This is a genomic window from uncultured Roseobacter sp. (genome assembly GCF_947488185.1).
In the GTDB taxonomy this organism is placed as follows: Bacteria; Pseudomonadota; Alphaproteobacteria; order Rhodobacterales; family Rhodobacteraceae; genus Roseobacter.
On record NZ_CANKYM010000006.1, the window covers coordinates 102,907 to 123,275 of the forward strand.

At 62.3% G+C, this 20,369-nt stretch carries 18 protein-coding genes; 12 read left to right on the forward strand and 6 right to left on the reverse strand.

The features are described from left to right. Positions 1 to 190: 190 nt before the first annotated feature. The 6 genes from idi to Q1A52_RS20970 all read right to left on the reverse strand — a co-directional run bounded on the left by idi (position 191) and on the right by Q1A52_RS20970 (position 6,356). On the reverse strand, positions 191 to 730 hold the full coding sequence (gene idi / locus Q1A52_RS20945) for an isopentenyl-diphosphate delta-isomerase (protein WP_300019711.1): 540 nt from the start codon (positions 728 to 730) through the stop codon (positions 191 to 193). Further along, on the reverse strand, positions 727 to 1,905 hold the full coding sequence (locus Q1A52_RS20950) for a geranylgeranyl diphosphate reductase (RefSeq protein ID WP_300019713.1): 1,179 nt from the start codon (positions 1,903 to 1,905) through the stop codon (positions 727 to 729). The genes idi and Q1A52_RS20950 overlap by 4 nt, the downstream gene beginning before the upstream one ends. 3 nt (positions 1,906 to 1,908) lie before the next feature. After that, positions 1,909 to 3,195 (reverse strand): BCD family MFS transporter, encoded by a 1,287-nt coding sequence (locus tag Q1A52_RS20955; RefSeq protein WP_300019715.1) that lies wholly within the window; start codon positions 3,193 to 3,195, stop codon positions 1,909 to 1,911. Continuing rightward, complete coding sequence (gene chlG / locus Q1A52_RS20960; RefSeq protein WP_300019717.1) at positions 3,192 to 4,091, reverse strand: chlorophyll synthase ChlG; 900 nt, start codon at positions 4,089 to 4,091, stop codon at positions 3,192 to 3,194. Before chlG ends, Q1A52_RS20955 begins: the two co-directional genes overlap by 4 nt. 61 nt (positions 4,092 to 4,152) lie before the next feature. Beyond that, the gene (gene ppsR, locus Q1A52_RS20965) at positions 4,153 to 5,577 is read right to left on the reverse strand and encodes a transcriptional regulator PpsR (RefSeq protein WP_300019719.1); all 1,425 of its coding nucleotides are present in this window, start codon (positions 5,575 to 5,577) and stop codon (positions 4,153 to 4,155) included. After that, positions 5,574 to 6,356 (reverse strand): B12-binding domain-containing protein, encoded by a 783-nt coding sequence (locus Q1A52_RS20970; RefSeq protein WP_300019721.1) that lies wholly within the window; start codon positions 6,354 to 6,356, stop codon positions 5,574 to 5,576. Before Q1A52_RS20970 ends, ppsR begins: the two co-directional genes overlap by 4 nt. 313 nt (positions 6,357 to 6,669) lie before the next feature. Here Q1A52_RS20970 and bchF point away from each other — a divergent pair, with 313 nt between their 5' ends. The 12 genes from bchF (at position 6,670) to acsF (ending at position 20,202) form a co-directional block, all read left to right on the forward strand. Beyond that, positions 6,670 to 7,182, forward strand: a complete 513-nt coding sequence (bchF, locus tag Q1A52_RS20975) for a 2-vinyl bacteriochlorophyllide hydratase (RefSeq protein WP_300019723.1) — start codon at positions 6,670 to 6,672, stop codon at positions 7,180 to 7,182. Continuing rightward, complete coding sequence (locus Q1A52_RS20980) at positions 7,179 to 8,465, forward strand: ferredoxin:protochlorophyllide reductase (ATP-dependent) subunit N (RefSeq protein ID WP_300019725.1); 1,287 nt, start codon at positions 7,179 to 7,181, stop codon at positions 8,463 to 8,465. The genes bchF and Q1A52_RS20980 overlap by 4 nt, the downstream gene beginning before the upstream one ends. Before the next feature lie 40 nt (positions 8,466 to 8,505). Beyond that, positions 8,506 to 10,062 (forward strand): ferredoxin:protochlorophyllide reductase (ATP-dependent) subunit B, encoded by a 1,557-nt coding sequence (gene bchB / locus Q1A52_RS20985; RefSeq protein ID WP_300019727.1) that lies wholly within the window; start codon positions 8,506 to 8,508, stop codon positions 10,060 to 10,062. After that, positions 10,052 to 13,624 carry a magnesium chelatase subunit H gene (locus Q1A52_RS20990; protein WP_300019729.1) on the forward strand — a complete coding sequence of 1,191 codons (3,573 nt, stop codon included), beginning with the start codon at positions 10,052 to 10,054 and terminating at the stop codon, positions 13,622 to 13,624. Before bchB ends, Q1A52_RS20990 begins: the two co-directional genes overlap by 11 nt. A 91-nt stretch (positions 13,625 to 13,715) precedes the next feature. Next, entirely contained in the window at positions 13,716 to 14,615 is a 900-nt protein-coding gene (bchL, locus tag Q1A52_RS20995) for a ferredoxin:protochlorophyllide reductase (ATP-dependent) iron-sulfur ATP-binding protein (protein WP_299783943.1), read from the forward strand. After that, positions 14,615 to 15,358 (forward strand): magnesium protoporphyrin IX methyltransferase, encoded by a 744-nt coding sequence (bchM, locus tag Q1A52_RS21000; protein WP_300019731.1) that lies wholly within the window; start codon positions 14,615 to 14,617, stop codon positions 15,356 to 15,358. The genes bchL and bchM overlap by 1 nt, the downstream gene beginning before the upstream one ends. Beyond that, the gene (locus tag Q1A52_RS21005; protein ID WP_300019733.1) at positions 15,355 to 16,785 is read left to right on the forward strand and encodes a PucC family protein; all 1,431 of its coding nucleotides are present in this window, start codon (positions 15,355 to 15,357) and stop codon (positions 16,783 to 16,785) included. The genes bchM and Q1A52_RS21005 overlap by 4 nt, the downstream gene beginning before the upstream one ends. Positions 16,786 to 16,807: 22 nt before the next feature. Then, positions 16,808 to 17,575: a photosynthetic reaction center subunit H gene (gene puhA / locus Q1A52_RS21010; RefSeq protein ID WP_300019734.1), complete on the forward strand. Its 768-nt coding sequence runs from the start codon at positions 16,808 to 16,810 to the stop codon at positions 17,573 to 17,575. A gap of 61 nt (positions 17,576 to 17,636) precedes the next feature. Next, on the forward strand, positions 17,637 to 18,269 hold the full coding sequence (gene puhB / locus Q1A52_RS21015) for a photosynthetic complex putative assembly protein PuhB (RefSeq protein WP_300019735.1): 633 nt from the start codon (positions 17,637 to 17,639) through the stop codon (positions 18,267 to 18,269). Between the two features lie 6 nt (positions 18,270 to 18,275). Next, positions 18,276 to 18,743, forward strand: a complete 468-nt coding sequence (gene puhC / locus Q1A52_RS21020; protein ID WP_300019736.1) for a photosynthetic complex assembly protein PuhC — start codon at positions 18,276 to 18,278, stop codon at positions 18,741 to 18,743. A gap of 20 nt (positions 18,744 to 18,763) precedes the next feature. Next, entirely contained in the window at positions 18,764 to 19,060 is a 297-nt protein-coding gene (locus tag Q1A52_RS21025) for a hypothetical protein (protein ID WP_195822125.1), read from the forward strand. Then, complete coding sequence (gene acsF / locus Q1A52_RS21030) at positions 19,057 to 20,202, forward strand: magnesium-protoporphyrin IX monomethyl ester (oxidative) cyclase (protein WP_300019737.1); 1,146 nt, start codon at positions 19,057 to 19,059, stop codon at positions 20,200 to 20,202. Before Q1A52_RS21025 ends, acsF begins: the two co-directional genes overlap by 4 nt. The last annotated feature ends 167 nt before the right edge of the window (positions 20,203 to 20,369 follow it).

The following is a 20,369-nucleotide window of genomic DNA, read 5'->3' on the forward strand; positions in this document are numbered from 1 at the left end:
CCCGGATACGCGCTTTGCGCGATTATCCTCGGACTGTCGGGATTCTGGAATGGCTTTGCAACCCGTCTGATTTAGCTGGAACGATTAATTGAACCTGATCATAGACTGCAGAGTCTAACAGGTCCCGTGACGAATACACGGCACGCAGGATGCTCAATGCGGGCTGATGCAGTCTGGAAACGTTTCGAATTCAGGGCACGGAGACGATCGCAAGATCACCAAAGATGGTTTCCCCATGCTCACGCAGGTAAATCCGCAGCCAGGGTGTGAACTTCTCCGGCGTTGCCTCGACCTCGGCACGCAGCGCACCAAATGGCATCCAAGACACCGCCATGACCTCATCCGGGTTTGGGGTGATCTTTAGGTCAGCGGGCGCCTGCGCCACAAAGACATCCACCACCTCATGCTCGGTCAGCCCGCCGCCTACATCCGCGCGGTATTCCAGATGATGGCGGTGCTGCGGGGCAAGGCCCGTCACGCCGATCTCTTCGTCCAGCCGCCGCATGGCGCAGTCCAAAGGCGCTTCGTCCCATTCGGGGTGCGTGCAACAGGTGTTCGCCCAAAGCCCCGGCGTGTGGTACTTCCCCATGGCGCGCTGCTGCATCAGCACGGCATCCCCGTTCAGCACAAAGACCGATACAGCTTTGTGGCGCAGTCCCTTGACGTGCGCTTCGAGTTTTTCCACCGGTGTGAGCGTGCCATTGACCCAGGCCGGGATCATGATCGTCATACGCGCGTCGGTGCCACAAGTCCGCTCAGGTGCGCAAGGTTCTTGAGGCCGATTTTCAGATGCGCCAAGGGTCGCGCACGCACCAGACGCTTGTTCATATAGGCCTCGAAGGTCAGACGCTGCACGTCGATGTCATGGCAGAGCGAGACAAAACGTTCGCGGCGTTCGTCACTGCGGTAATAGGCGTTCTGCATGGAACCAAGGACGCGGAACACCGTCTTGTGCTCCTTCATGAAGAGGCTGCGCGCCAGGCGTAAATCCCTCACCCGCCCGGAGGCCAGGGTTGCCGCGCAGGCCGTGGCGGCCACCCTGCCCCCGACCATCGCGTAGTAAATGCCTTCGCCAGATGACGGCGCGACCACCCCCGCCGCATCCCCTGCAAGCACCACATCGCGGCCATTGTCCCAACGGTCGAGCGGTTTCAGCGGGATGGGCGCGCCTTCCCGCCGCAGTGTCTCGCAGTCTGCCAAACCAGCACTGGCGCGCAACGCTGCGGTGGACTGTTTGAGATCAACGGAGGAAATTTCGGTCCCCATGCCCACACTGGCGCTGTCGCCGTGCGGGAAAATCCAGCCGTAGAAGTCCGGGGAAATGTCGCCGTCGTAAATCACATCACAGCGCACCGGGTCGTAAAGCTCCGACTTGGCGGGGGCCTTGATGATCTCGTGGTAGGCCAGCACGTAGGGGATCGTATCGCCGCCCGGCACTTCCGCCCGCCCCACCTTGGACCGCGCGCCATCCGCGCCGATCACCAGCCGGGTCTGCACGCGCGTCTCCTCGCCCGAGGTGCGGTCCCGGTAGACAACGAATACACCCGCATCCTCGCGCTCGATCCGTACAAAGGTGCCGCTCAGAACCTTGGCCCCGGCTGCCGACGCCCGCGCGCGCAGGAATGGATCGAAATCCTTGCGGTCAACCATGCCGACAAACCCGTTTTCAATCGGAATATCCACATGCCGCCCCGTGGGGGAGATCATCCGCGCCGTGTTGACCTTGGCCACAAGCTGGTCGTCCGCGATGTCGAAATCCTGCATCAGGCGCGGCGGGATGGCGCCGCCGCAAGGCTTGATCCGCCCTTCGCGGTCCAGCAGGGCGACCTTGTGGCCAGAGTTGACCAGATCCAGCGCGGCCGTCGCCCCGGAAGGCCCACCGCCCACGACAAACACATCATACATGGCTCATTCTCCCGGAACCAGAACCTCATGCCGCACGGCGGGTCGGTCCATCACCCGCAGCGCCATATATGCGGCGGCCACGAAAAGCGCCGCCTCGATCAGAAAAACCGTACCGAAGGCCGTGGCGTCCCGGCCCAGACCGGCGCGCATCACATCCACCAGCGCCGCACCCATCAGCCCACCGAAGCCTGCGGCCAAAGCCTGTGCCGCGCCCCAGAGCCCCATGCGCGTGCCTTCCCGCGCGTGCCGGCCCTGCCCGGCCAGGGCCATCATCGACCCGATCGCCCCGACGGCAAAAACGCCGTTAAAAAATCCAAGACCCACCACGGCAGGCGTCAAAGGCGCCCCGGCACCGAGCTGCCCCAGCATGGTCAAGGCGCCCAGCATTGCTGCCGATCCAAGGCAGCCGCCTATCACCCAGGCGCGCAGGCTGCCCAGTTTGAACCCCGTGGCCATGACACCCACGACCACCATGCCCAGAAACACGCCGCCGTTTTGCGCCCCTGACAGCGTGGTTGACTGACCGGGGCTGTAGTCAAAAACCAATCCGGCGTAGGGTTCCAGGATCAGTTCCTGCATGAAATAGGCTGTCATCGACAGGAAGACGAAGAAGGTGAAATTGCGCGCCTTACGCTCCGCCCAGATCTCCGCCAGCCCTTCGCGGAAGGGCACATGTGCCGCTTCGGGGGCGGCATCCACACGGGCTTCGACACCCCAGACAGCCAGGCACGTCAGGACAAAGGCGCCCCCGGTGACGCAGGCCACGATCCGCAACAGCAACCCGGATGAATAGGGATCAAGCTGCACGCCCACAACGCCAGCGGTCACCGCGATCCCTGCGATCATCATTAGCCATGTGATCGTTGCCGCCGCCGCGCGCCGGGTGGGCGCAGTGGCTGTTGCAAGCAGAGCCAAGAGAGACGTGCCCGAGGCCCCGACGCCGAGACCAATCAACGCATAGGCGAGGATCGACAGCACCAGCCCCAGAGCAAACTGCGCCTCCAACACGACAACCCCATAGGCCGCAAGCATGGCACCGGCCGCCAGCGCCGCCATCCCGAGGATGATCCATCGGGTCCGGTTGCCACCTGTGTCCGACAGAAACCCCCAGTTCGGGCGCGTGATCTGAATGCCGTAGTGCAAGGCGACCAAAAGGCCCGGCATCACCGCAGGCAGGGCCAGTTCCACCACCATCAGGCGGTTCAGGGTCGAGGTGGTGAGCACAACAATCGCGCCCAGACACATCTGCACCAGACCCAACCGCACGATGGAGAGCCAGCTCAGCCTCATATCAGACCCCGGACGGCAAAGGCGGTGATCATCATGCCGCTGACATAGAGCAGAACACCGGTGCCGTTGTACCAAGGCGCCTTGGCCTTGGGGTCTTTGAACATTACGGTCATCGCCCAGAACTGCACGCCCAACACGGCGGCGACACCGAGAGCATGCAAGGGCTTGTCCCAGAGGAACAGCAAGGCAACGACCACCATCTGCGGCACGGCCATCACGGTGCAGGCCACCTTGGCCGCCCTTTCCGGGCCGAGGGTCACCGGCAGGGAGTTCACGCCGGTTTGCCGGTCCCCCTCCAGCGCCTTGAAATCGTTCAGTGTCATGATCCCATGCGCCCCGATGCCATAGAGCAGGGCCACGCTGATGACATAAAGGCTCGGCGCCCCTGCGCTCAGAATGGCGGCACCGGTGAACCAGGGCAGGGTTTCGTAGCTCAGGCCCACCAGCCCCGGCCCCAGGATACCGGAACGCTTCAACCGCACCGGCTCTGCTGAATAGGCCCAGGCCGCGAGCACGCCGACGATGGTGGCCCCAAAACCCCAAGGCCCGAATTGCCAACCGACGATCAGGGACAGCACCGACATCGCCAACGCGATCCACAGGCCCCAGCGGCCCGGAATGCGCCCCGAGGGGATTGGCCTGTCGGGCTCGTTGATGGCGTCGACGTGGCGGTCGCACCAATCGTTTGCCGCCTGGCTCATGCCGCAGACAATCGGGCCCGCGAGGATTACCCCGAGGATCACCAGCCACCATTGCCCGGACGGCGACACGCCAGAGGATATCACCCCGCACAGGTAGGCCCACATCGGCGGGAACCACGTGATGGGTTTGATCAATCGCAGCGTCGCTGCAGGGTCAGGAAAACGGCGCGACTGTATGACCTGAGTGACAGACATGTGTAAACTATGGCTGACACTTTGAGTCGGCGCAAGAGGAACCAGGTGGGAGAGTTGTTGCTCAGCTGTTCTTGCTGAGCAGCCCGTATTTCCGCAGCTTCACGTAGAGGCTCTGGCGCGACAGGCCCAGCATTTCCGCCGCCGCCACACGGTTGTTGCTGGTCAATTCGACCGCGGTTTCGATACACATTTTTTCAACGACATCCGTCGTCTCGGCCACGATGTCCTTGAGCGAGGCGGAGCCCACCAGCTCCATCACATTGCGCGCAGGCTCTGCGGGCATCTGCGCAGACCCGCCACCTATGGGCTGGCGCCCGGCCTCCACATGGCTCACGTCGCGAATGACACAGCCGATCACAGCCTCACCCGTTTCCTCCAGGTGTGACGCGGAGATCTCGACCGACAGCCGTGTCCCCAGATCGTTGATCAGCTTGGTGGCGTAGATACGCATCTGCCCGGACCGCTGAGGCTGGTCCGTCAGGACACCCAGATCGATCTGACCGCGCCCCAGGAAATCCGCAAAACTGCGTCCGACGACATCCGACAGATGCGCGGCTCCTATGATATTGAGAAAGCTCTCGTTCACCGACACAATCACGCCCTTGCCAGTCATGAACAACATCGCGTCGCTGCCCGACCGGAAAAGCGACAGGGCTTGTGTGGCCGCCGCATCAGAGGATTTTACCTTTTCGTTCTGCTCCTCGATCCGGCAGAGCAGAACACGCTGACCGCCCGCGCGGAAGATGACGGGACGCACAGTCAACGCACGGCCGCCCCGCTGGGCGCGCAATGTGACCTTGCCGCCTTCTTCCGCCAGGGTGGCATTCATCAGGCTTTCGGTCAGCTCTACTGTAGAGCGGTCGGCAAACTGCTGCGCAAAGGCACTGCCTTTCAGCGAGTCCAGCTTCAGACCCAGAAGAGACGCCGCCGCTTCATTGGCGTCATCCACCCGGCCTGACTGAACCGAGACGAAGGCAATCGCCTGATCGGTATTGGCCAGAAGGACACGGAACCGCGCATCAAACTCACGGCGCGCCTCGTACCCCTGCTCCAGCGCGATCTGCGCTTGCACCAGCTGTTGCTGTGTCTCGGCGATCGGGCGCAGATCACGGCCCAGCAACAGGGCCGCGTTCTCCTGACCAAACCGGTGGAAAGTATAGCGGACGGGATACTGCCAGACCGCATTGTCGCTGTGGTTCAGCTCAAGCGGCTTGGTCGGCACCTCCCCGTCCAGATAAGCGGCATGTGCTGCCTCGAACTTCGGCGCTGTCTCGCGGGTCAGAAACTGGACAACCGGCCGGCCTTCCCAATGTTTGAGATTGCCAAAGGATTCGCTGTGGGTATTCAGCACAACCGACAGGATCACCCCCTCCGCGGACACCACCAGCGCGATGTCAGAGGCTGCTCCCAGAATGCTACTCAGGAATTCAGGCTCGATCAGCGGCACAGCGCCACTGCTCCAGAACGTATTGGCGCCGGTTGTCATTTCCTGTTCGGCATCCGGCCACTTTTGGTACAGAAGGCAACGGCGTCTTTGGCAGTCTTGGTCACGATATCTACGCCCGTTACTTTCTTCAGATCATCGGCCTCGTCCAGAACCGCGCCGCCAAGCGCAATGACGGGACTCTTCTTGGTTGCCGCGCGGATTACTTGCACTGTCTCAACGACAGTTTCAAGGGTTTCACGCCGCGCGCAGGACATCATCACGAGATCGGGAAGCTCCTTGAGGACGCGGGCGCTAAGGCTGCCGAGCGTCTCATCAAAGGACACCGAGACCTCGCAGCCCATACGACGCAGCTGCGCCGCGACGACGTTTATACCCAGGAAATGCTGTTCGCCCTGCGGCAGGACAACCAGAACCTGCAAACGCGTTTCATCGGTCGGCAGGTCGATCAGGGTCTGACGCGACGCCTCGCCCAACAGCGATTGCAATCGCAGCGCGCCAACCGTGACGTCCGCAAAACTGATATCATCATCAACCCAGCTTTGCCCCAGAACGCAGGCCGCGTGTGGAATATAAAGGTCAATGATCGCGTCGACGCTGAGCCGATGGCCGCGCATCTCCTCCAGCAGCAACCCGGCGTCGAATACGGTGCGCGAGAGAATGGCGCGCACCAGATGATCCAGCACAAACTGGCGCACCCCGTCGCGACACACAACCTGACGGTCGCGCAATACGGAAATGACCTTTGTCGCAAGTGTCCCGACGTATTCCGGCCGGTTGCGTTGAAGGCCACGCGTCTGTGATAGATCATCCTGCGACATGGCACCACCTTGGCCGACTCCGGACATAGCGCTCACGGACACAGGCCCGCGTGGAGTCGATGACTGCGTCAAGCTTCTGTCGTGACCGCCATAATGTCAAATCAAATTGACAGATTCTGCCCGTATTCCCTGGCAAAATTGGGCGCCCCAGGAGGCTCATACCTCGATGTTACTGAGTATTGCACTGATTTTCAGCACAAACGAGCCAGTCCACCGTGTAAACTACAGCACTTGGCAGTGTAAGTTTCAGTTGACACTTTTCCGGCATTGCCGCTACCGTTGAGGGTATAAATCGAGGGAGGTCATCCGCGCGATGGACAGCCACAAGGCTCGAAAATCCGCTCCAACAGGGCTCTATACTGCCGAAGAACGCGCCCGCCGCGACCAAACCGTATGGACCCTGATCCAGGGCATTCTCGCACCTCTTCAATTCGTGGTTTTTCTGATCTCTCTGGTCCTCGTCCTGCGCTATCTTTGGACGGGACTCGGCTATGAAATCGCAACGGTCTCGATCCTGCTGAAAACAGCCCTTTTGTACCTGATCATGATCACTGGTGCGATTTGGGAGAAAATCGTTTTCGGTCAATATCTTTTCGCGGACGCGTTCTTCTGGGAAGACATCTTTTCCTTCGCCGTTATCGCCCTTCACACGACCTACCTCTGGACACTGTTTTCCGCGGCCCTGGCCCCGGTCCCGCTGATGCTGTTGGCCCTGGCCGCCTATGCGGCCTACGTGATCAATGCGACCCAGTTCGTGCTCAAGCTCCGGGCGGCGAGATTGCAGGCCCAGATCTCCCAAAATCCAGCGCAGGAACTCACCGCATGACCGAGGTCCCACGCCTTCCAACATCTGGTGGTTGCCGCAGTGAACCGATTCTGAAACAGCGCGGCCAGCGGGAAGTCTTTTGCGGCCTGACCGGCATCATCTGGCTGCACCGCAAGATGCAGGATGCCTTTTTTCTCGTCATCGGCAGCCGGACCTGCGCGCATCTGCTGCAATCTGCGGCAGGTGTGATGATTTTTGCCGAACCACGGTTTGGAACGGCGATTCTCGAAGAGACCGACCTTGCAGGGCTCGCAGATGCGCAGACCGAACTCGACAAAGTTGTCGATCAACTGCTGGCCCGCCGCACCGACATCAAACAGCTGTTCCTTGTCGGTTCCTGCCCCTCAGAGGTCATCAAGCTCGACCTCAGCCGCGCCGCCGAACGCATGACGGAAAAATACGCTCCCTCGGTCCGGGTGCTGAATTTCTCCGGTTCCGGCATTGAGACGACCTTTACCCAAGGCGAGGATGCCTGCCTGGCGTCGATGGTACCAGTCCTACCGGAGACCTCCGAACGGCAATTGCTTCTGGTTGGTGCCTTGCCCGATGTAGTTGAAGAACAGGCCGTCTCCCTGTTAACCCAGATGGGCATCGGCCCAATCAAGGTTCTGCCTGCCTCGCGCGCCGACACGGCCCTCAAGCTTGGGGAAAATACGGTCTTCGCGCTGACACAACCGTTCCTGGGCGACACGCACGCAGCGCTGGAACGACGCGGTGCGCACCACCTGCCGGCCCCCTTCCCCTTTGGCGAGGAAGGCACAACCGCATGGCTGCGCGCCATCGCCGATGAATTCGATATCGACGCGGAAACCTTCGAGCGTGTCACCGCAGCGCCCCGCGCCCGCGCCCGCAAAGCAATCGCACAGGCGTCCGAGGTGCTGCGCGGCAAATCCATCTTCTTCTTTCCCGACAGCCAGCTGGAAATCCCGCTGGCCCGTTTCCTGACCCGTGAATGCGGCATGGAGGCGATAGAAGTTGGCGCGCCCTTCATCCACAAGGGCATCGTCGGCCCCGATCTGGACATGCTCGCCCAAGGCCCGACCCTTTCCGAAGGACAAGACGTCGACCTGCAGCTCGACCGCTGCCGCTCCGCCCGCCCCGATCTAACGGTCTGCGGCCTTGGTCTTGCCAATCCGCTGGAGGCTGACGGCCTTGCCACCAAATGGGCCATCGAACTGGTCTTCACCCCGGTGCATTTCTACGAACAGGCAGGCGATCTGGCGGGGCTATTTTCCCGTCCGGTGCGCCGCGCCAACCTGCTGAGACTGGAGGCCGCCGAATGAGCCTTCATTGTTCCAAAAATATGCAAAAGCACCGCCAACCATGAAGCTCACCGTCTGGACATATGAGGGTCCGCCCCATGTCGGCGCCATGCGTGTCGCCACCGGCATGACCGGTCTGCACTATGTCCTGCACGCCCCGCAGGGCGACACCTATGCCGACCTGCTCTTCACGATGATCGAACGCCGCGACCACCGCCCGCCCGTCACCTACACGAGCTTCCAGGCCCGCGATCTGGGCTCCGACACGGCCAACCTCTTCAAGACCTCGCTGCAGGACGCCTATGCACGGTTTCAACCGGAAGCGCTGATCGTCGGCGCCTCCTGCACCGCCGAACTCATCCAGGACGACCCCGGGGGCATGGCTGAAACGATGGATATCCCCGTGCCGGTGATCCCTTTGGAACTGCCAAGCTACCAGCGCAAAGAGAACTTTGGCGCGGATGAGACTTTCTTCCAAATCATACGCAGGCTGGCGAAGCCTATGGATCGTACCACCCAGATCAGCTGCAATCTGATCGGCCCGACTGCGCTCGGCTTTCGCCACCGCGACGACATCACCGAGATGACCTCGCTTCTCTCCGATATGGGCATCAGCGTGAACGTGGTGGCCCCGATGACGGCCGCGCCCTCCGACATCGCCCGCATGGGCGCTGCGCATTTCAATGTTCTGATGTACCCCGAGACCGCCGACTCCGCCGCGCGCTGGATGGAGCGGGAGCTTAATCAGCCCTACACCAAGGTCGTGCCCATCGGCGTTGGTGCCACCCGCGATTTCGTCAAGGAAGTGGCCGAAATCACCGGCGTGAAGCCCTATCTGGATGACAGCCGCCTGCGCCTGCCGTGGTATTCGAAATCCGTCGACAGTACGTACCTCACCGGCAAGCGTGTCTTCCTCTTTGGCGACGGCACCCATGTGGCCGCCGCCGCCCGCATCGCGCGGGATGAGATGGGCTTCGAGGTGGTGGGCCTTGGTTGCTACAACCGCGAAATGGCGCGACCCATCCGGGCGCTGGCCAAGAACTACGGTGTCGAGGCGCTGATCACCGACGACTATCTCGAAGTGGAGCGCGTAATCGAGGCGCTGCAGCCCGAAATGATCCTCGGCACGCAGATGGAACGTCACATCGGTAAGCGTCTGGGCATCCCCTGCGCCGTCATCTCCGCGCCGGTGCATGTGCAGGATTTCCCTGCGCGCTACTCTCCCCAGATGGGGATCGAAGGCGCGAATGTGATCTTCGACACCTGGGTGCACCCGCTGGTAATGGGGTTGGAAGAACACCTGCTGCATATGTTCCGCGATGATTTCGAGTTCCATGATGCCGCAGGACCTTCGCATCACGGCGGTCACGCGCCGAAACCCGATGTGGAGGGGGGGCCAGCTCCCCAAGCTGCGCTTTCCCCCCGGGATATTTCAAGCCAGAAGAAGCAGGGCGCGAACGTCATCTGGTTGGACGATGCAGAGCGCGAATTGAAAAAGATCCCCTTCTTCGTACGCGGCAAGGCGCGGCGCAACACCGAGAGTTTTGCCACCGAACGTGGGGTTTCAGAGATCAGCATCGACACGCTTTACGAGGCCAAAGCCCATTATGCGCGATGACCGGGCCATAAACGGGCGTCTGCCCGGCTACCGCGTCGTGATCCTGACGCTGGACAGCCACGCGGCAGGTCCCGCCCTGCGCGCGATGGACCGGCTGAGCCTCGACTATCCGGGCCTTTCCGTCTCGGTGCATGCCGCTGCCGAATGGGGTGAGACGCCCGGGGCTTTCGAGGCCGCAAAGGAGGCCGTTGAGACCGGCGACATCATCGTCGCTAATCTGCTGTTCCTCGAAGAACATATCTCGCGCATCCTGCCCAGTCTGCAGGCCCGCCGCGACCAGTGTGATGCGATGATCGGCGTTATCGCCGATGCAGCGATTGTGAAGCTGACGCGCATGGGATCGCTCGACATGATGGCGCCGCAGTCGGGCACCATGAAGCTGATGAAACGGCTGCGCGGCTCGTCCAAACCTTCGAGTTCTTCCGGCGCGCAGAAAATGGCGCTGCTGCGGCGTCTGCCCAAGATCCTAAAGTACATACCCGGCAAGAGCCAGGATCTGCGCGCTTGGTTCCTGACCATGCAATACTGGCTCGGCGGGTCGGACGATAACGTCGAGGCGATGGTTCGCTTCTTGGTGAACCGTTACGCGCAAGGGACCGGTTGGACCCCTGCGCCCGAGGCCGCAGCCCCCATCGAATACCCCGATGCAGGGCTCTATCACCCAGATTTGCCGGGTCGGATCACCACGGATGCGGCTCACCTGCCCGCGCCCAAAGGGGCCACGATGACTGTGGGGTTACTGATGATGCGGTCTTACGTGCTGTCGTCAGACACGGCACATTACGATGCGGTCATCAGGGCCTTCGAAACCCGCGGCATCCGGGTTCTGGCAGGGTTTGCCGGAGGGCTGGACGGTCGGCCCGCCATCGAGGCCTATTTCCGCGAAGGCGCGGAGGTGCGGATCGACGCGCTGGTATCACTAACCGGGTTCAGCCTCGTGGGGGGACCGGCCTATAATGACAATGCCGCCGCAATCGAGGTACTGACCGCGCTTGATGTGCCCTACATCGCCGCCCATCCGTTGGAGTTCCAGACGCTTGAGCAATGGTCCGCGTCGGCGCAGGGTTTGGGACCGATCGAAACAACGATGCTGATCGCCTTGCCCGAGTTGGATGGCGCCACGACACCCACGGTCTTTGCGGGCCGTCACGGGGCAAGCGGTTGCCAGGGTTGCCCCCGCGCCTGCAACGGCCAGAGCGCGAACAAGGCAATGGCCCCCTGCCCTGAACGGATCGAGGCGCTGGTCGCGCGCACCGAACGGCAGGCGAGGTTGCGCCAATCAGGGACCTTCAACCGGACCGTCGGCATTGTGCTTTTTGGCTTCCCACCAAATGCGGGTGCCGCTGGCACTGCCGCACACCTCAGCGTTTTTGAAAGTCTTTTCAATACGTTGTCGCGCATGAAAACAGAAGGCTACGACGTCGAAGTGCCTGAACACGTTGACGCTTTGCGCGCCGCGGTGCTCGAAGGCTCGGCCCAAAGATACGGGCAGGAGGCCAATGTCGCCGCCCATGTCAGCGCCGATGAGATTGTCGCCAACACCCCCTGGCTGAGCGAGATCGAAGCGCAATGGGGTCCCGCGCCGGGCCGTGTGCAATCGGACGGACGCGGGGTGTTCGTTCTGGGCGCACAGTTCGGGAAGGTCTTTGTCGGGTTGCAACCGGGGTTCGGCTATGAGGGTGACCCGATGCGTCTGCTCTTCGAACGCGGCTTTGCCCCGACACACGCCTTCACGACCTTCTATCTCTGGCTTAAGAATACTCTGAAGGCTGATGTGCTGCTGCACTTCGGGATGCATGGTGCGCTGGAGTTCATGCCGGGCAAGCAAGCCGGGCCCTGCGGTGCGGATTGGCCTGACCGCCTGATCGGCGATATGCCGAATGTGTATCTCTATGCCGCCAACAACCCGTCTGAGGCGACGTTGGCCAAGCGGCGCAGCAATGCCGTCACTGTCAGCCATCTGACACCACCCTTGGCCACGGCCGGGCTCTACAAGGGGCTGGCGGAATTGAAAGACAGCCTGACCCGCTGGCGCGGCAGCGATCCTGCAGCGCTGGAGCGCACCGATCTGGAAACGCTGATCGCGGAACAGGCGGCAGCTGTGGATATGGGCGGCGTGCCTGTCGAGGCGCTCTGGATCAAGCTGCTGGAGACCGAGGAAGCGCTGATCCCGGAAGGTCTGCATGTGGTTGGCCAACCGCTGAGCAATACTGAGCGGGCCGAGTACCTGCGCATCCTACCCGACCTTGATGACGAAACACGGGCACGCGTCGATCACCTGTTACAGCAGGAAACCGAGCTTGACGCGCTGATGGCAGCGCTCGCCGGGCATTTCACGGCACCCGTGGCAGGTGGTGACCTGATCCGCTCCCCCGAGATTCTGCCGACGGGGCGCAATATCCACGCCTTTGACCCGTTTCGGATGCCCACGGCCTTCGCGTGTCAGGATGGGGCCAAACAGGCGCAACTGCTGCTTGAAACCCATGACAGCCTGCCGCGCACCGTGGCGCTGGTGCTCTGGGGCAGTGACAATATCAAGTCCGATGGCGGGCCCATTGCGCAGGCGCTGGCGCTGATGGGCTGTACCCCGCGTTTCGACAGTTTTGGCAGGATTTCCGGCGCTGATCTGATCGCGCTGGAGGTCCTGGGACGGCCCCGCATCGACGTGATCATGACGCTCTCGGGGATTTTCCGCGACCTGCTGCCCTTGCAGACGCGCATGCTGGCTGAGGCGGCGCTGAAATGCGCAACGGCAGATGAGCCGCTGGAGGAGAACTACATCCGCGCCCATGCGCTGGCCTATGTGGAGAAAACCGGATGCGCTGTTGAGGAGGCCGCCCTGCGGGTCTTTTCCAACGCGGAAGGCGCGTATGGGTCGAATGTGAACGGGCTGGTGGACAGTTCAGCCTTCGGCGACGAGGACGAGTTGGCTGATGCCTATGAGGCGCGCAAGAGCTTTGCCTATGGCACCGACGGCAAAGCCGCCGCCAATACGGCGTTGTTACAGGCCACACTGGCCGAAGTCGACGTGGCCTATCAAAACCTCGAATCCGTCGAGTTGGGCGTGACGACAGTGGATCACTATTTCGATACGCTGGGCGGCATCGCCCGCGCGGTGAAACGCGCCAAGGGATCGGATGCGGCCGTCTATATCGGCGACCAGACCCGCGGTGCGGGCAAGGTACGGACCCTCAAGGATCAAGTGGCGCTGGAGACCCGCGCCCGCAGTCTGAACCCCAAGTTTTTTGAAGGTCTGCTGCAGCACGGTCCCGAAGGCGTGCGCCAGATCGAGGCGCATGTGACCAACACGCTGGGCTGGTCGGCGACCACCGGGCAGGTGGATGATTGGGTGTATCAGCGCATTTCCGAAACTTTTGTGCTGGACGCGGAGATGCGCCAGCGTCTCGCTGACCTGAACCCCACCGCCTCCAGCCGCATGGCGAACCGTTTGCTGGAGGCCAATGACCGGAATTACTGGTCGCCTGATGCGGACACGTTGGCCGCGCTGCAGGAAGCGGCAGATGCGCTTGAAGACCAGTTGGAAGGGATCGCAGCACAATGATCCGGATCTCCGACATCGACCTAGGATGCCTCCGGCAGGCATATTTTTGGAACAATGAAGGGGAGTGCGCCCCTTTGAAAGGATGTGTGACATGAGTCCACTCGACAGGACACCCCCCTCGTTGCGGGGTCAGGACGGCGAAGGCTCGGTGCAGGTTCATCAGGATGAAAGTGCCAAGATTGAGGGCGCTAAGGTCTTTTCGGTCTACGGCAAGGGCGGGATTGGGAAGTCGACCACCTCGTCGAACCTGTCGGCGGCGTTTTCCATGCTGGGTAAGCGGGTGTTGCAGATCGGCTGTGACCCCAAGCATGACAGCACGTTTACGTTGACTGGGAGCCTTGTGCCCACGGTGATTGATATTCTTAAGGAAGTGGATTTCCACCCTGAGGAGCTGCGCGCCGAGGATTTCGTCTTTGACGGGTTCAACGGTGTGAAATGCGTCGAGGCCGGGGGACCGCCCGCCGGGACCGGCTGTGGCGGCTATGTTGTCGGCCAGACCGTTAAGCTGCTGAAACAGCATCATCTGCTGGAAGACACCGATGTGGTGATTTTCGACGTGCTGGGCGATGTGGTCTGCGGCGGGTTTGCCGCCCCCTTGCAGCATGCGGACCGGGCGTTGATCGTCACGGCCAATGACTTTGACAGCATCTATGCAATGAACCGGATCATTGCCGCCGTGCAGGCGAAATCGGCCAATTACAAGGTGCGGCTGGCGGGCTGTGTCGCCAACCGCAGCCGCGAGACTGATGAGGTGGATCGGTACTGCAAGACCGTGGGTTTCAACCGGATCGCGCATATGCCGGATTTAGACGCCATTCGCCGGTCGCGGCTGAAGAAAAAGACACTCTTTGAGATGCCGGATGATGAAGAGATCGTGCAGGTGCGCAAGGAGTATATTCGCCTTGCCGAAACGCTGTGGAACGGCACCGAGCCGCTTGCCCCTGCCCCGCTGCCCGATCGTGATATCTTTGAACTGCTGGGATTTGACTGATGCGGGACGTCGCCCCTTTCACCCCACCGGCCGCTCTGCCCGAGGTCGCGTCGCAGACGCGGTCCGGGTATGATGCGACCCTGGGGCGGGTCGAGACCTATTTCGACAAGACCGCGACCAAGACCTGGGCGCGGCTGACCTCGGACGCGCCGGTGTCCAGAATTCGCGAGACAGTCCGGCAGGGGCGCGACAGGATGCGGGCGCTGATGCTGAGCCGTCTGCCCGCCGATCTGACGGGACACCGTGTGCTGGATGCGGGCTGTGGCGCGGGGCAGATGACCGCGGCACTGGCCGCGCGCGGGGCCGAGGTGCTGGCAATCGATATTTCACCGCAGCTTGTGGACATCGCAGAGCTGCGCCTGCCGGAAGAGTATCGCAAGCAGGTCACCTTCACCTCCGGCGACATGCTGGACACCGCCCTGGGCCATTTCGACCATGTGATCGCGATGGACAGCCTGATCTACTACACCGCACAGGACATCGGCACAGCGCTGGCCGGGCTGGAAAAGCGGACAGACCGCACGATTGTCTTCACTGTCGCCCCGCGCACGCGCCTGCTGATGGCGATGTGGTATGCGGGCAAGCTCTTCCCCCGGTCGGACCGCAGCCCGGTCATGATCCCGCATGCGCATCAACCGCTGGCACAGGCCGCCCGGGCTGAGGGCGTCAGTGGCCTGGTCCGGCCAGTGGAGCGTGTCTCGTCCGGTTTCTATATCTCCCAGGCGATGGAGGTGCGGACATGACGTCGCGCCTGCAGTCCCTGTCGCTCAAGGCCATGCCCTTTGCCGATGCGGCCAGTGCCGATCTGCCGATGGGGCAGCTTTTGCGCCTGTCGCTGTTTCAGGTCTCGGTGGGGATGGCCTCGGTGCTGCTGCTGGGCACGCTCAACCGGGTGATGATCGTGGAACTGAGCGTGCCTGCGATGATCGTGGCGCTGATGATCGCCCTGCCGGTGCTGATCGCGCCCTTCCGGGCCTTGCTGGGGTTCCGCTCGGATACGCATAAATCCGCGATCGGTTGGAAACGCATCCCCTACATCTGGTTCGGGTCGCTGTGGCAATTTGGCGGGCTGGCGGTGATGCCTTTTGCGCTCTTGGTGCTGGGCGGCGATGTGGTGCACGATATTCCCTTTGCGGGCGAGGTGTTGGCCGCGCTTGCTTTCCTGATGACTGGCCTTGGCATGCATATGACGCAAACTGCGGGGCTGGCGCTTGCCTCGGACCGGGCCACGGATGAAACCCGGCCCCGGGTCGTTGCGCTGCTCTATGTCATGTTCCTTGTCGGCATGGGGATTTCGGCGGTCATCATGGGGGTTCTCCTGACCGATTTCACCGCACTGAAACTGATCCGCGTGGTGCAGGGTGCTGCCGTCGTGGGCATCGCGCTGGTGCTGATTGCCCTTTGGAAACAAGAACATGTGCGCCCAATGAGCCGCGCGGAACGGGCGGAACCGCGGCCCGCCTTCGCTGAGGCCTGGCGCGATTTCATGGCGGGCGGGCGCGCCGGACGGCTGCTGGCCTGCGTCTTTGTCGGCACCATGGCCTTCAACATGCAGGACGTTCTGCTGGAACCCTATGGCGGCGAAATCCTGGGGCTGTCCGTCTCTGCCACCACCTTGCTCACCGCCCTCTGGGCCGCAGGCGCGCTGATCGGGTTTGCGCTGGCCGGGCGGCGGTTGTCGGGCGGCTCCAACCCCTACCGTCTGGCCGGGGCCGGGATCGTGGCAGGCATCTGGGCCTTCTCCATGGTGATCTTTGCCGCGCCGATGAATTCGAACGCCCTGTTCTTTGCCGGGGCGGGCGTCATCGGCTTTGGTGGCGGCCTCTTTGCCGTGGCCACGCTGACCGCTGCCATGACCATGCCCGCGACCGGCAAGGCGGGCCGGGGTCTTGCCCTGGGCGCCTGGGGCGCGGCGCAGGCCACGGCGGCGGGCGTCTCCATCGCCATCGGCGGGGGCCTGCGCGACTGGGTCGATCATGCGGCCACCTCCGGCCAGCTGGGCGAGGTGCTGAACAGCCCCGCCACCGGATATTCATTTGTCTACCACACCGAGATTGGCCTCTTGTTTGCCACGCTCGTGATCCTGGGACCGCTCGTGCGCCAAAGCGGCCCCCTCACCCCGACGGAGAGCGGCACCCAGCCCATGGGCCTGGCCGATTTCCCGACATGACCCCGTTTCAGGAGGAAACACTATGACTGGAACATTCTTTGGCGAATTCGATCTGGCGAGCCTGTCGCTATGGCTCTTTTACGTGTTCTTCGCGATCCTGATCATCTGGATTCAGCGTGAGAACATGCGCGAGGGCTATCCACTGGAAGATGACGAGGGCAACAAGTCCTCCAACCCCAGCATGTGGCCCCTGCCCGAGGACAAGACCTTCAAACTGCCGCACGGGCGCGGCGAGGTCACCGTGCCGAGCGGCCAGACGCCGGAACGCGCGGATATCGCGCTGAAACGGGTCGGGCCGGGCAATGGCTATCCGCTGGAGCCGACGGGTGATCCGATGCTGGACGGGGTTGGACCCGCCAGCTGGGCCCCGCGCCGCGATGCGCCGGAACTGGACGGCCATGGGCACCCCAAGATCGTGCCGATGTCCGGGGCCGAAGGCTTCCATGTCGCCGCAGGCCGTGATCCGCGCGGGTTGCCCGTTGTTGCCGGAGACGGCGAGATCGTTGGCAAGATCGTGGACATGTGGCTCGATGAACCGGAACAGCTGGTGCGTTATCTGGAGCTGGAACTGGACAGCAAATGGGGCGCCGGCAACCGCCTGCTGCCGATCACCTTCGCCCGCATCCGGTCGAACCGCGTGAGCGTGCATGCCCTGCACGGCAAGCATTTCGCCACCGTGCCCACCATCGCCAGCCCGCGCCAGGTGACCCTGCTCGAAGAGGACAAGATCTCGGGCTACTACGGCGGCGGCAAGCTCTTTGCCGGGAACCGCGCCGAACCGAAACTCTGACCACCTGCGCGCGGGTGGCCAAGGGCCCGCGCGCATCAACCCGCAAATGGAGATACTCGCCATGTCCCATGATGATTTCGAGATCGAGCCCGTGGAAGGGCTGCCCGAGGAGCCGCCCAGAGGAGAGCAAATCCTCTGGCAGGGCCGCCCCGACTGGTGGCGGCTCAGCATCGAGGCGCTCAGCCTGAAATGGGTGGCGGGCTACTTTGCCCTGCTTGCGATCTGGCGATTTCTCTCCAGTGTCGACCTGATGCCGCTGGGCCGGGCGATCGGATCGGCGGTGCCTTTTATCCTGCTGGGTCTGGTGGTCTGCGGGCTGCTGATGCTGGTGGCCTATGTGCAGGCGCGGGCCACCGTTTACACGGTGACCGACGCCCGCGTGGTGATGCGGATCGGGGCCGCGCTCACCATCACGCTGAACCTGCCCTACACGCAGGTGGGCAACGCCATGCTGGATCTGCGCAAGGGCGGCACCGGCACCATTGCGCTGGAGACCATCGGCGATACCCGGCTGAGCTATCTGGTCTGCTGGCCGCATGTCCGCCCCTGGCACATCAAACATACGCAACCTGCGCTGCGCTGCATCCCCGAGGCGGAAAAGGTCGCCCGATTGCTGGCCGAGGCCGCAGAGGCGCGCGTATCTGTACCGCAGGTGAGCCGCGCCCTGACCCGCACGGCCGTTGCGGCGGAGTAGACGGATATGAGCACCCACACTCACCCCCGCATCCATGCCAAGCCCGAAGAACTGGTGCCCCGCATCCTTGTGCGCATCATGTTCGGGCTTGTTGCCTGCGTGCTGGTGATCGTGAGCCTCGCCACACTCACCGGACGCCCGGTGCAGAACACGCCCCCCGTCGCCCCGATCATCGCGGAGCGCGCGATCATCCTGACCGGTGATGCCTCGGGCGCTGCGCGGGTCTTTGATACCAACGGCACGCTGATCGCCGATTTCCCGTCTGACAAGGGCGGATTTGTCGCCGGTGTCGAGCGGGTTCTGGCCCGCAACCGTGGTCTGCAGGGCATCGACCCCGCCACCCCCGTCCTTTTGCAACTGCGCGCAGGCAACCGCCTGTCGCTGTTCGATCCCGCCACCGGATGGTCCGCCGAGCTCATGGGCTTTGGCGCATCCAACTCCCGCATCTTCGCCAGATTGCTGGACCAACCCTGAACCTTAGGAGGAAGCCACCTATGGGACTACTGACGAAAGACTTTGAACGTGCCCCCTGCACGGTCGAAATCAGCCACAAGTTCGAGAGCCTGCATGCGCATGTGCGGTTCGACAACGGCGCCGTGATCTACCCCGGCGACGAAGTGAAAGTGCACGGCGACGAGATCATGGCCCCTTTCGGTGAGATCGTCACCGAGAAGCGTGAGGCCACGATCATCCGCGCCAGCAAGCTCGAACAGCTCTGGACCCGCCTCACGGGCGATTTCGAGGTCATGGAGCTGTGTGAATTTTCCTTCTCCGAGGAGGTCACGCTATGAACGTCCAGACCCCCCGTGCCTCTGATGCGCCGAAGACGGCGAAGCACACAGCAGATGCCACCACGGTCGAAGAAGGCCTCGCCATTCAGGAGGAACAGGCGAAGTTCGACAGCAAGGCCGCGACCGAGGTCGCCATGCAGAACACCCTGCTGACGCCACGGTTCTACACCACCGATTTCGATGAGCTGGATGCGATAGATGTGTCGTCCGTGCGTGAGGATTGGGACAAGCTGATCGACCAGATGGTCTCAGACCCCAACAAGGGCCATTTCCGCAAGAATGAAGACTGGGACCATGTGGATTGGGATGGAATGGAACCGGGCCTGAAAAAGGAGTTCATCGACTTCCTGATCTCCTCCTGCACGGCTGAGTTTTCGGGCTGTGTGCTCTACAAGGAAATGAAGCGGCGCGGCGCCAACAAGGACATCACAAAGCTGTTTCAACTGATGGCGCGGGATGAGGCGCGGCATGCCGGTTTCATCAACGACGCGCTGCGCGAGGCGGGTGTGGCGGTGAACCTTGGGTTCCTGACGCAGAAGAAGAAATACACCTACTTCAGACCAAAGTTCATCTACTACGCGACCTACCTGTCTGAGAAGATCGGCTATGCGCGGTACATCACCATCTTCCGGCATCTGGAGAAGCATCCGGAACATCGGTTCCACCCGATCTTCAAGTGGTTCCACGAGTGGTGCAATGATGAGTTCAGCCATGGTGAGGCCTTTGCCCTGCTGATGAAGACCGATCCCAAGCTGACAAGCGGGTTCAACGTCTACTGGATCAAGTTTTTCCTGACCGCGGTCTATGCCACGATGTATGTGCGTGATCACCAGCGCCCAGCTTTCCATGAGGCTCTGGGCGTTGATCCGGACTGGTATGCGCATGAGGTCTTCACCAAGACCTCGAAGCTCAGCGAGCAGATCTTTCCGATCACACTGGATATCGAGCATCCACGCTGGCAGCCGACGCTGGAGAAGCTGCAGAAGGCCAATGCGGACCTGGCCAGGGCGACGCAAGAAGGTCGGTTCTTTGCCAAAATCGGAGCCCAGGCGCGGGCGGCGGCTGCCTTCGTGTCGCTGATCACGATCCCGGCGAACAAACATCAGGTGCCAACCTCGACCCGGCTGGAGCCGGCGTATTGAAACAGGCGCACATCATAGATGTTTGCGCTTCAGGCAGGCGCGGGCGCTTGGGCCATACGAGGCCCTGCGCGCCCGGTCTCCCTTGCGGGAGACGTGACCCGTGAGCCTCTGGACGCCTGCCCTTTTTGCGCTGTTTTTGTGGTGGTTTTCCACCGGTGCGATCCTTT

Excerpts from the sequence above, each read along its gene's own strand:
- puhA (WP_300019734.1), top strand. The coding sequence starts at position 16,808 with ATGACTGGAACATTCTTTGGCGAATTCGATCTGGCGAGCCTGTCGCTA.
- ppsR (WP_300019719.1), bottom strand. The coding sequence starts at position 5,577 with ATGACAACCGGCGCCAATACGTTCTGGAGCAGTGGCGCTGTGCCGCTG.
- bchF (WP_300019723.1), top strand. The coding sequence starts at position 6,670 with ATGGACAGCCACAAGGCTCGAAAATCCGCTCCAACAGGGCTCTATACT.
- Q1A52_RS20970 (WP_300019721.1), bottom strand. The coding sequence starts at position 6,356 with ATGTCGCAGGATGATCTATCACAGACGCGTGGCCTTCAACGCAACCGG.
- Q1A52_RS21025 (WP_195822125.1), top strand. The coding sequence starts at position 18,764 with ATGGGACTACTGACGAAAGACTTTGAACGTGCCCCCTGCACGGTCGAA.
- chlG (WP_300019717.1), bottom strand. The coding sequence starts at position 4,091 with ATGTCTGTCACTCAGGTCATACAGTCGCGCCGTTTTCCTGACCCTGCA.
- Q1A52_RS21005 (WP_300019733.1), top strand. The coding sequence starts at position 15,355 with ATGACGTCGCGCCTGCAGTCCCTGTCGCTCAAGGCCATGCCCTTTGCC.
- Q1A52_RS20955 (WP_300019715.1), bottom strand. The coding sequence starts at position 3,195 with ATGAGGCTGAGCTGGCTCTCCATCGTGCGGTTGGGTCTGGTGCAGATG.
- puhB (WP_300019735.1), top strand. The coding sequence starts at position 17,637 with ATGTCCCATGATGATTTCGAGATCGAGCCCGTGGAAGGGCTGCCCGAG.
- Q1A52_RS20980 (WP_300019725.1), top strand. The coding sequence starts at position 7,179 with ATGACCGAGGTCCCACGCCTTCCAACATCTGGTGGTTGCCGCAGTGAA.
- Q1A52_RS20990 (WP_300019729.1), top strand. The coding sequence starts at position 10,052 with ATGCGCGATGACCGGGCCATAAACGGGCGTCTGCCCGGCTACCGCGTC.
- Q1A52_RS20950 (WP_300019713.1), bottom strand. The coding sequence starts at position 1,905 with ATGTATGATGTGTTTGTCGTGGGCGGTGGGCCTTCCGGGGCGACGGCC.
- puhC (WP_300019736.1), top strand. The coding sequence starts at position 18,276 with ATGAGCACCCACACTCACCCCCGCATCCATGCCAAGCCCGAAGAACTG.
- acsF (WP_300019737.1), top strand. The coding sequence starts at position 19,057 with ATGAACGTCCAGACCCCCCGTGCCTCTGATGCGCCGAAGACGGCGAAG.
- idi (WP_300019711.1), bottom strand. The coding sequence starts at position 730 with ATGACGATCATGATCCCGGCCTGGGTCAATGGCACGCTCACACCGGTG.
- bchM (WP_300019731.1), top strand. The coding sequence starts at position 14,615 with ATGCGGGACGTCGCCCCTTTCACCCCACCGGCCGCTCTGCCCGAGGTC.
- bchB (WP_300019727.1), top strand. The coding sequence starts at position 8,506 with ATGAAGCTCACCGTCTGGACATATGAGGGTCCGCCCCATGTCGGCGCC.
- bchL (WP_299783943.1), top strand. The coding sequence starts at position 13,716 with ATGAGTCCACTCGACAGGACACCCCCCTCGTTGCGGGGTCAGGACGGC.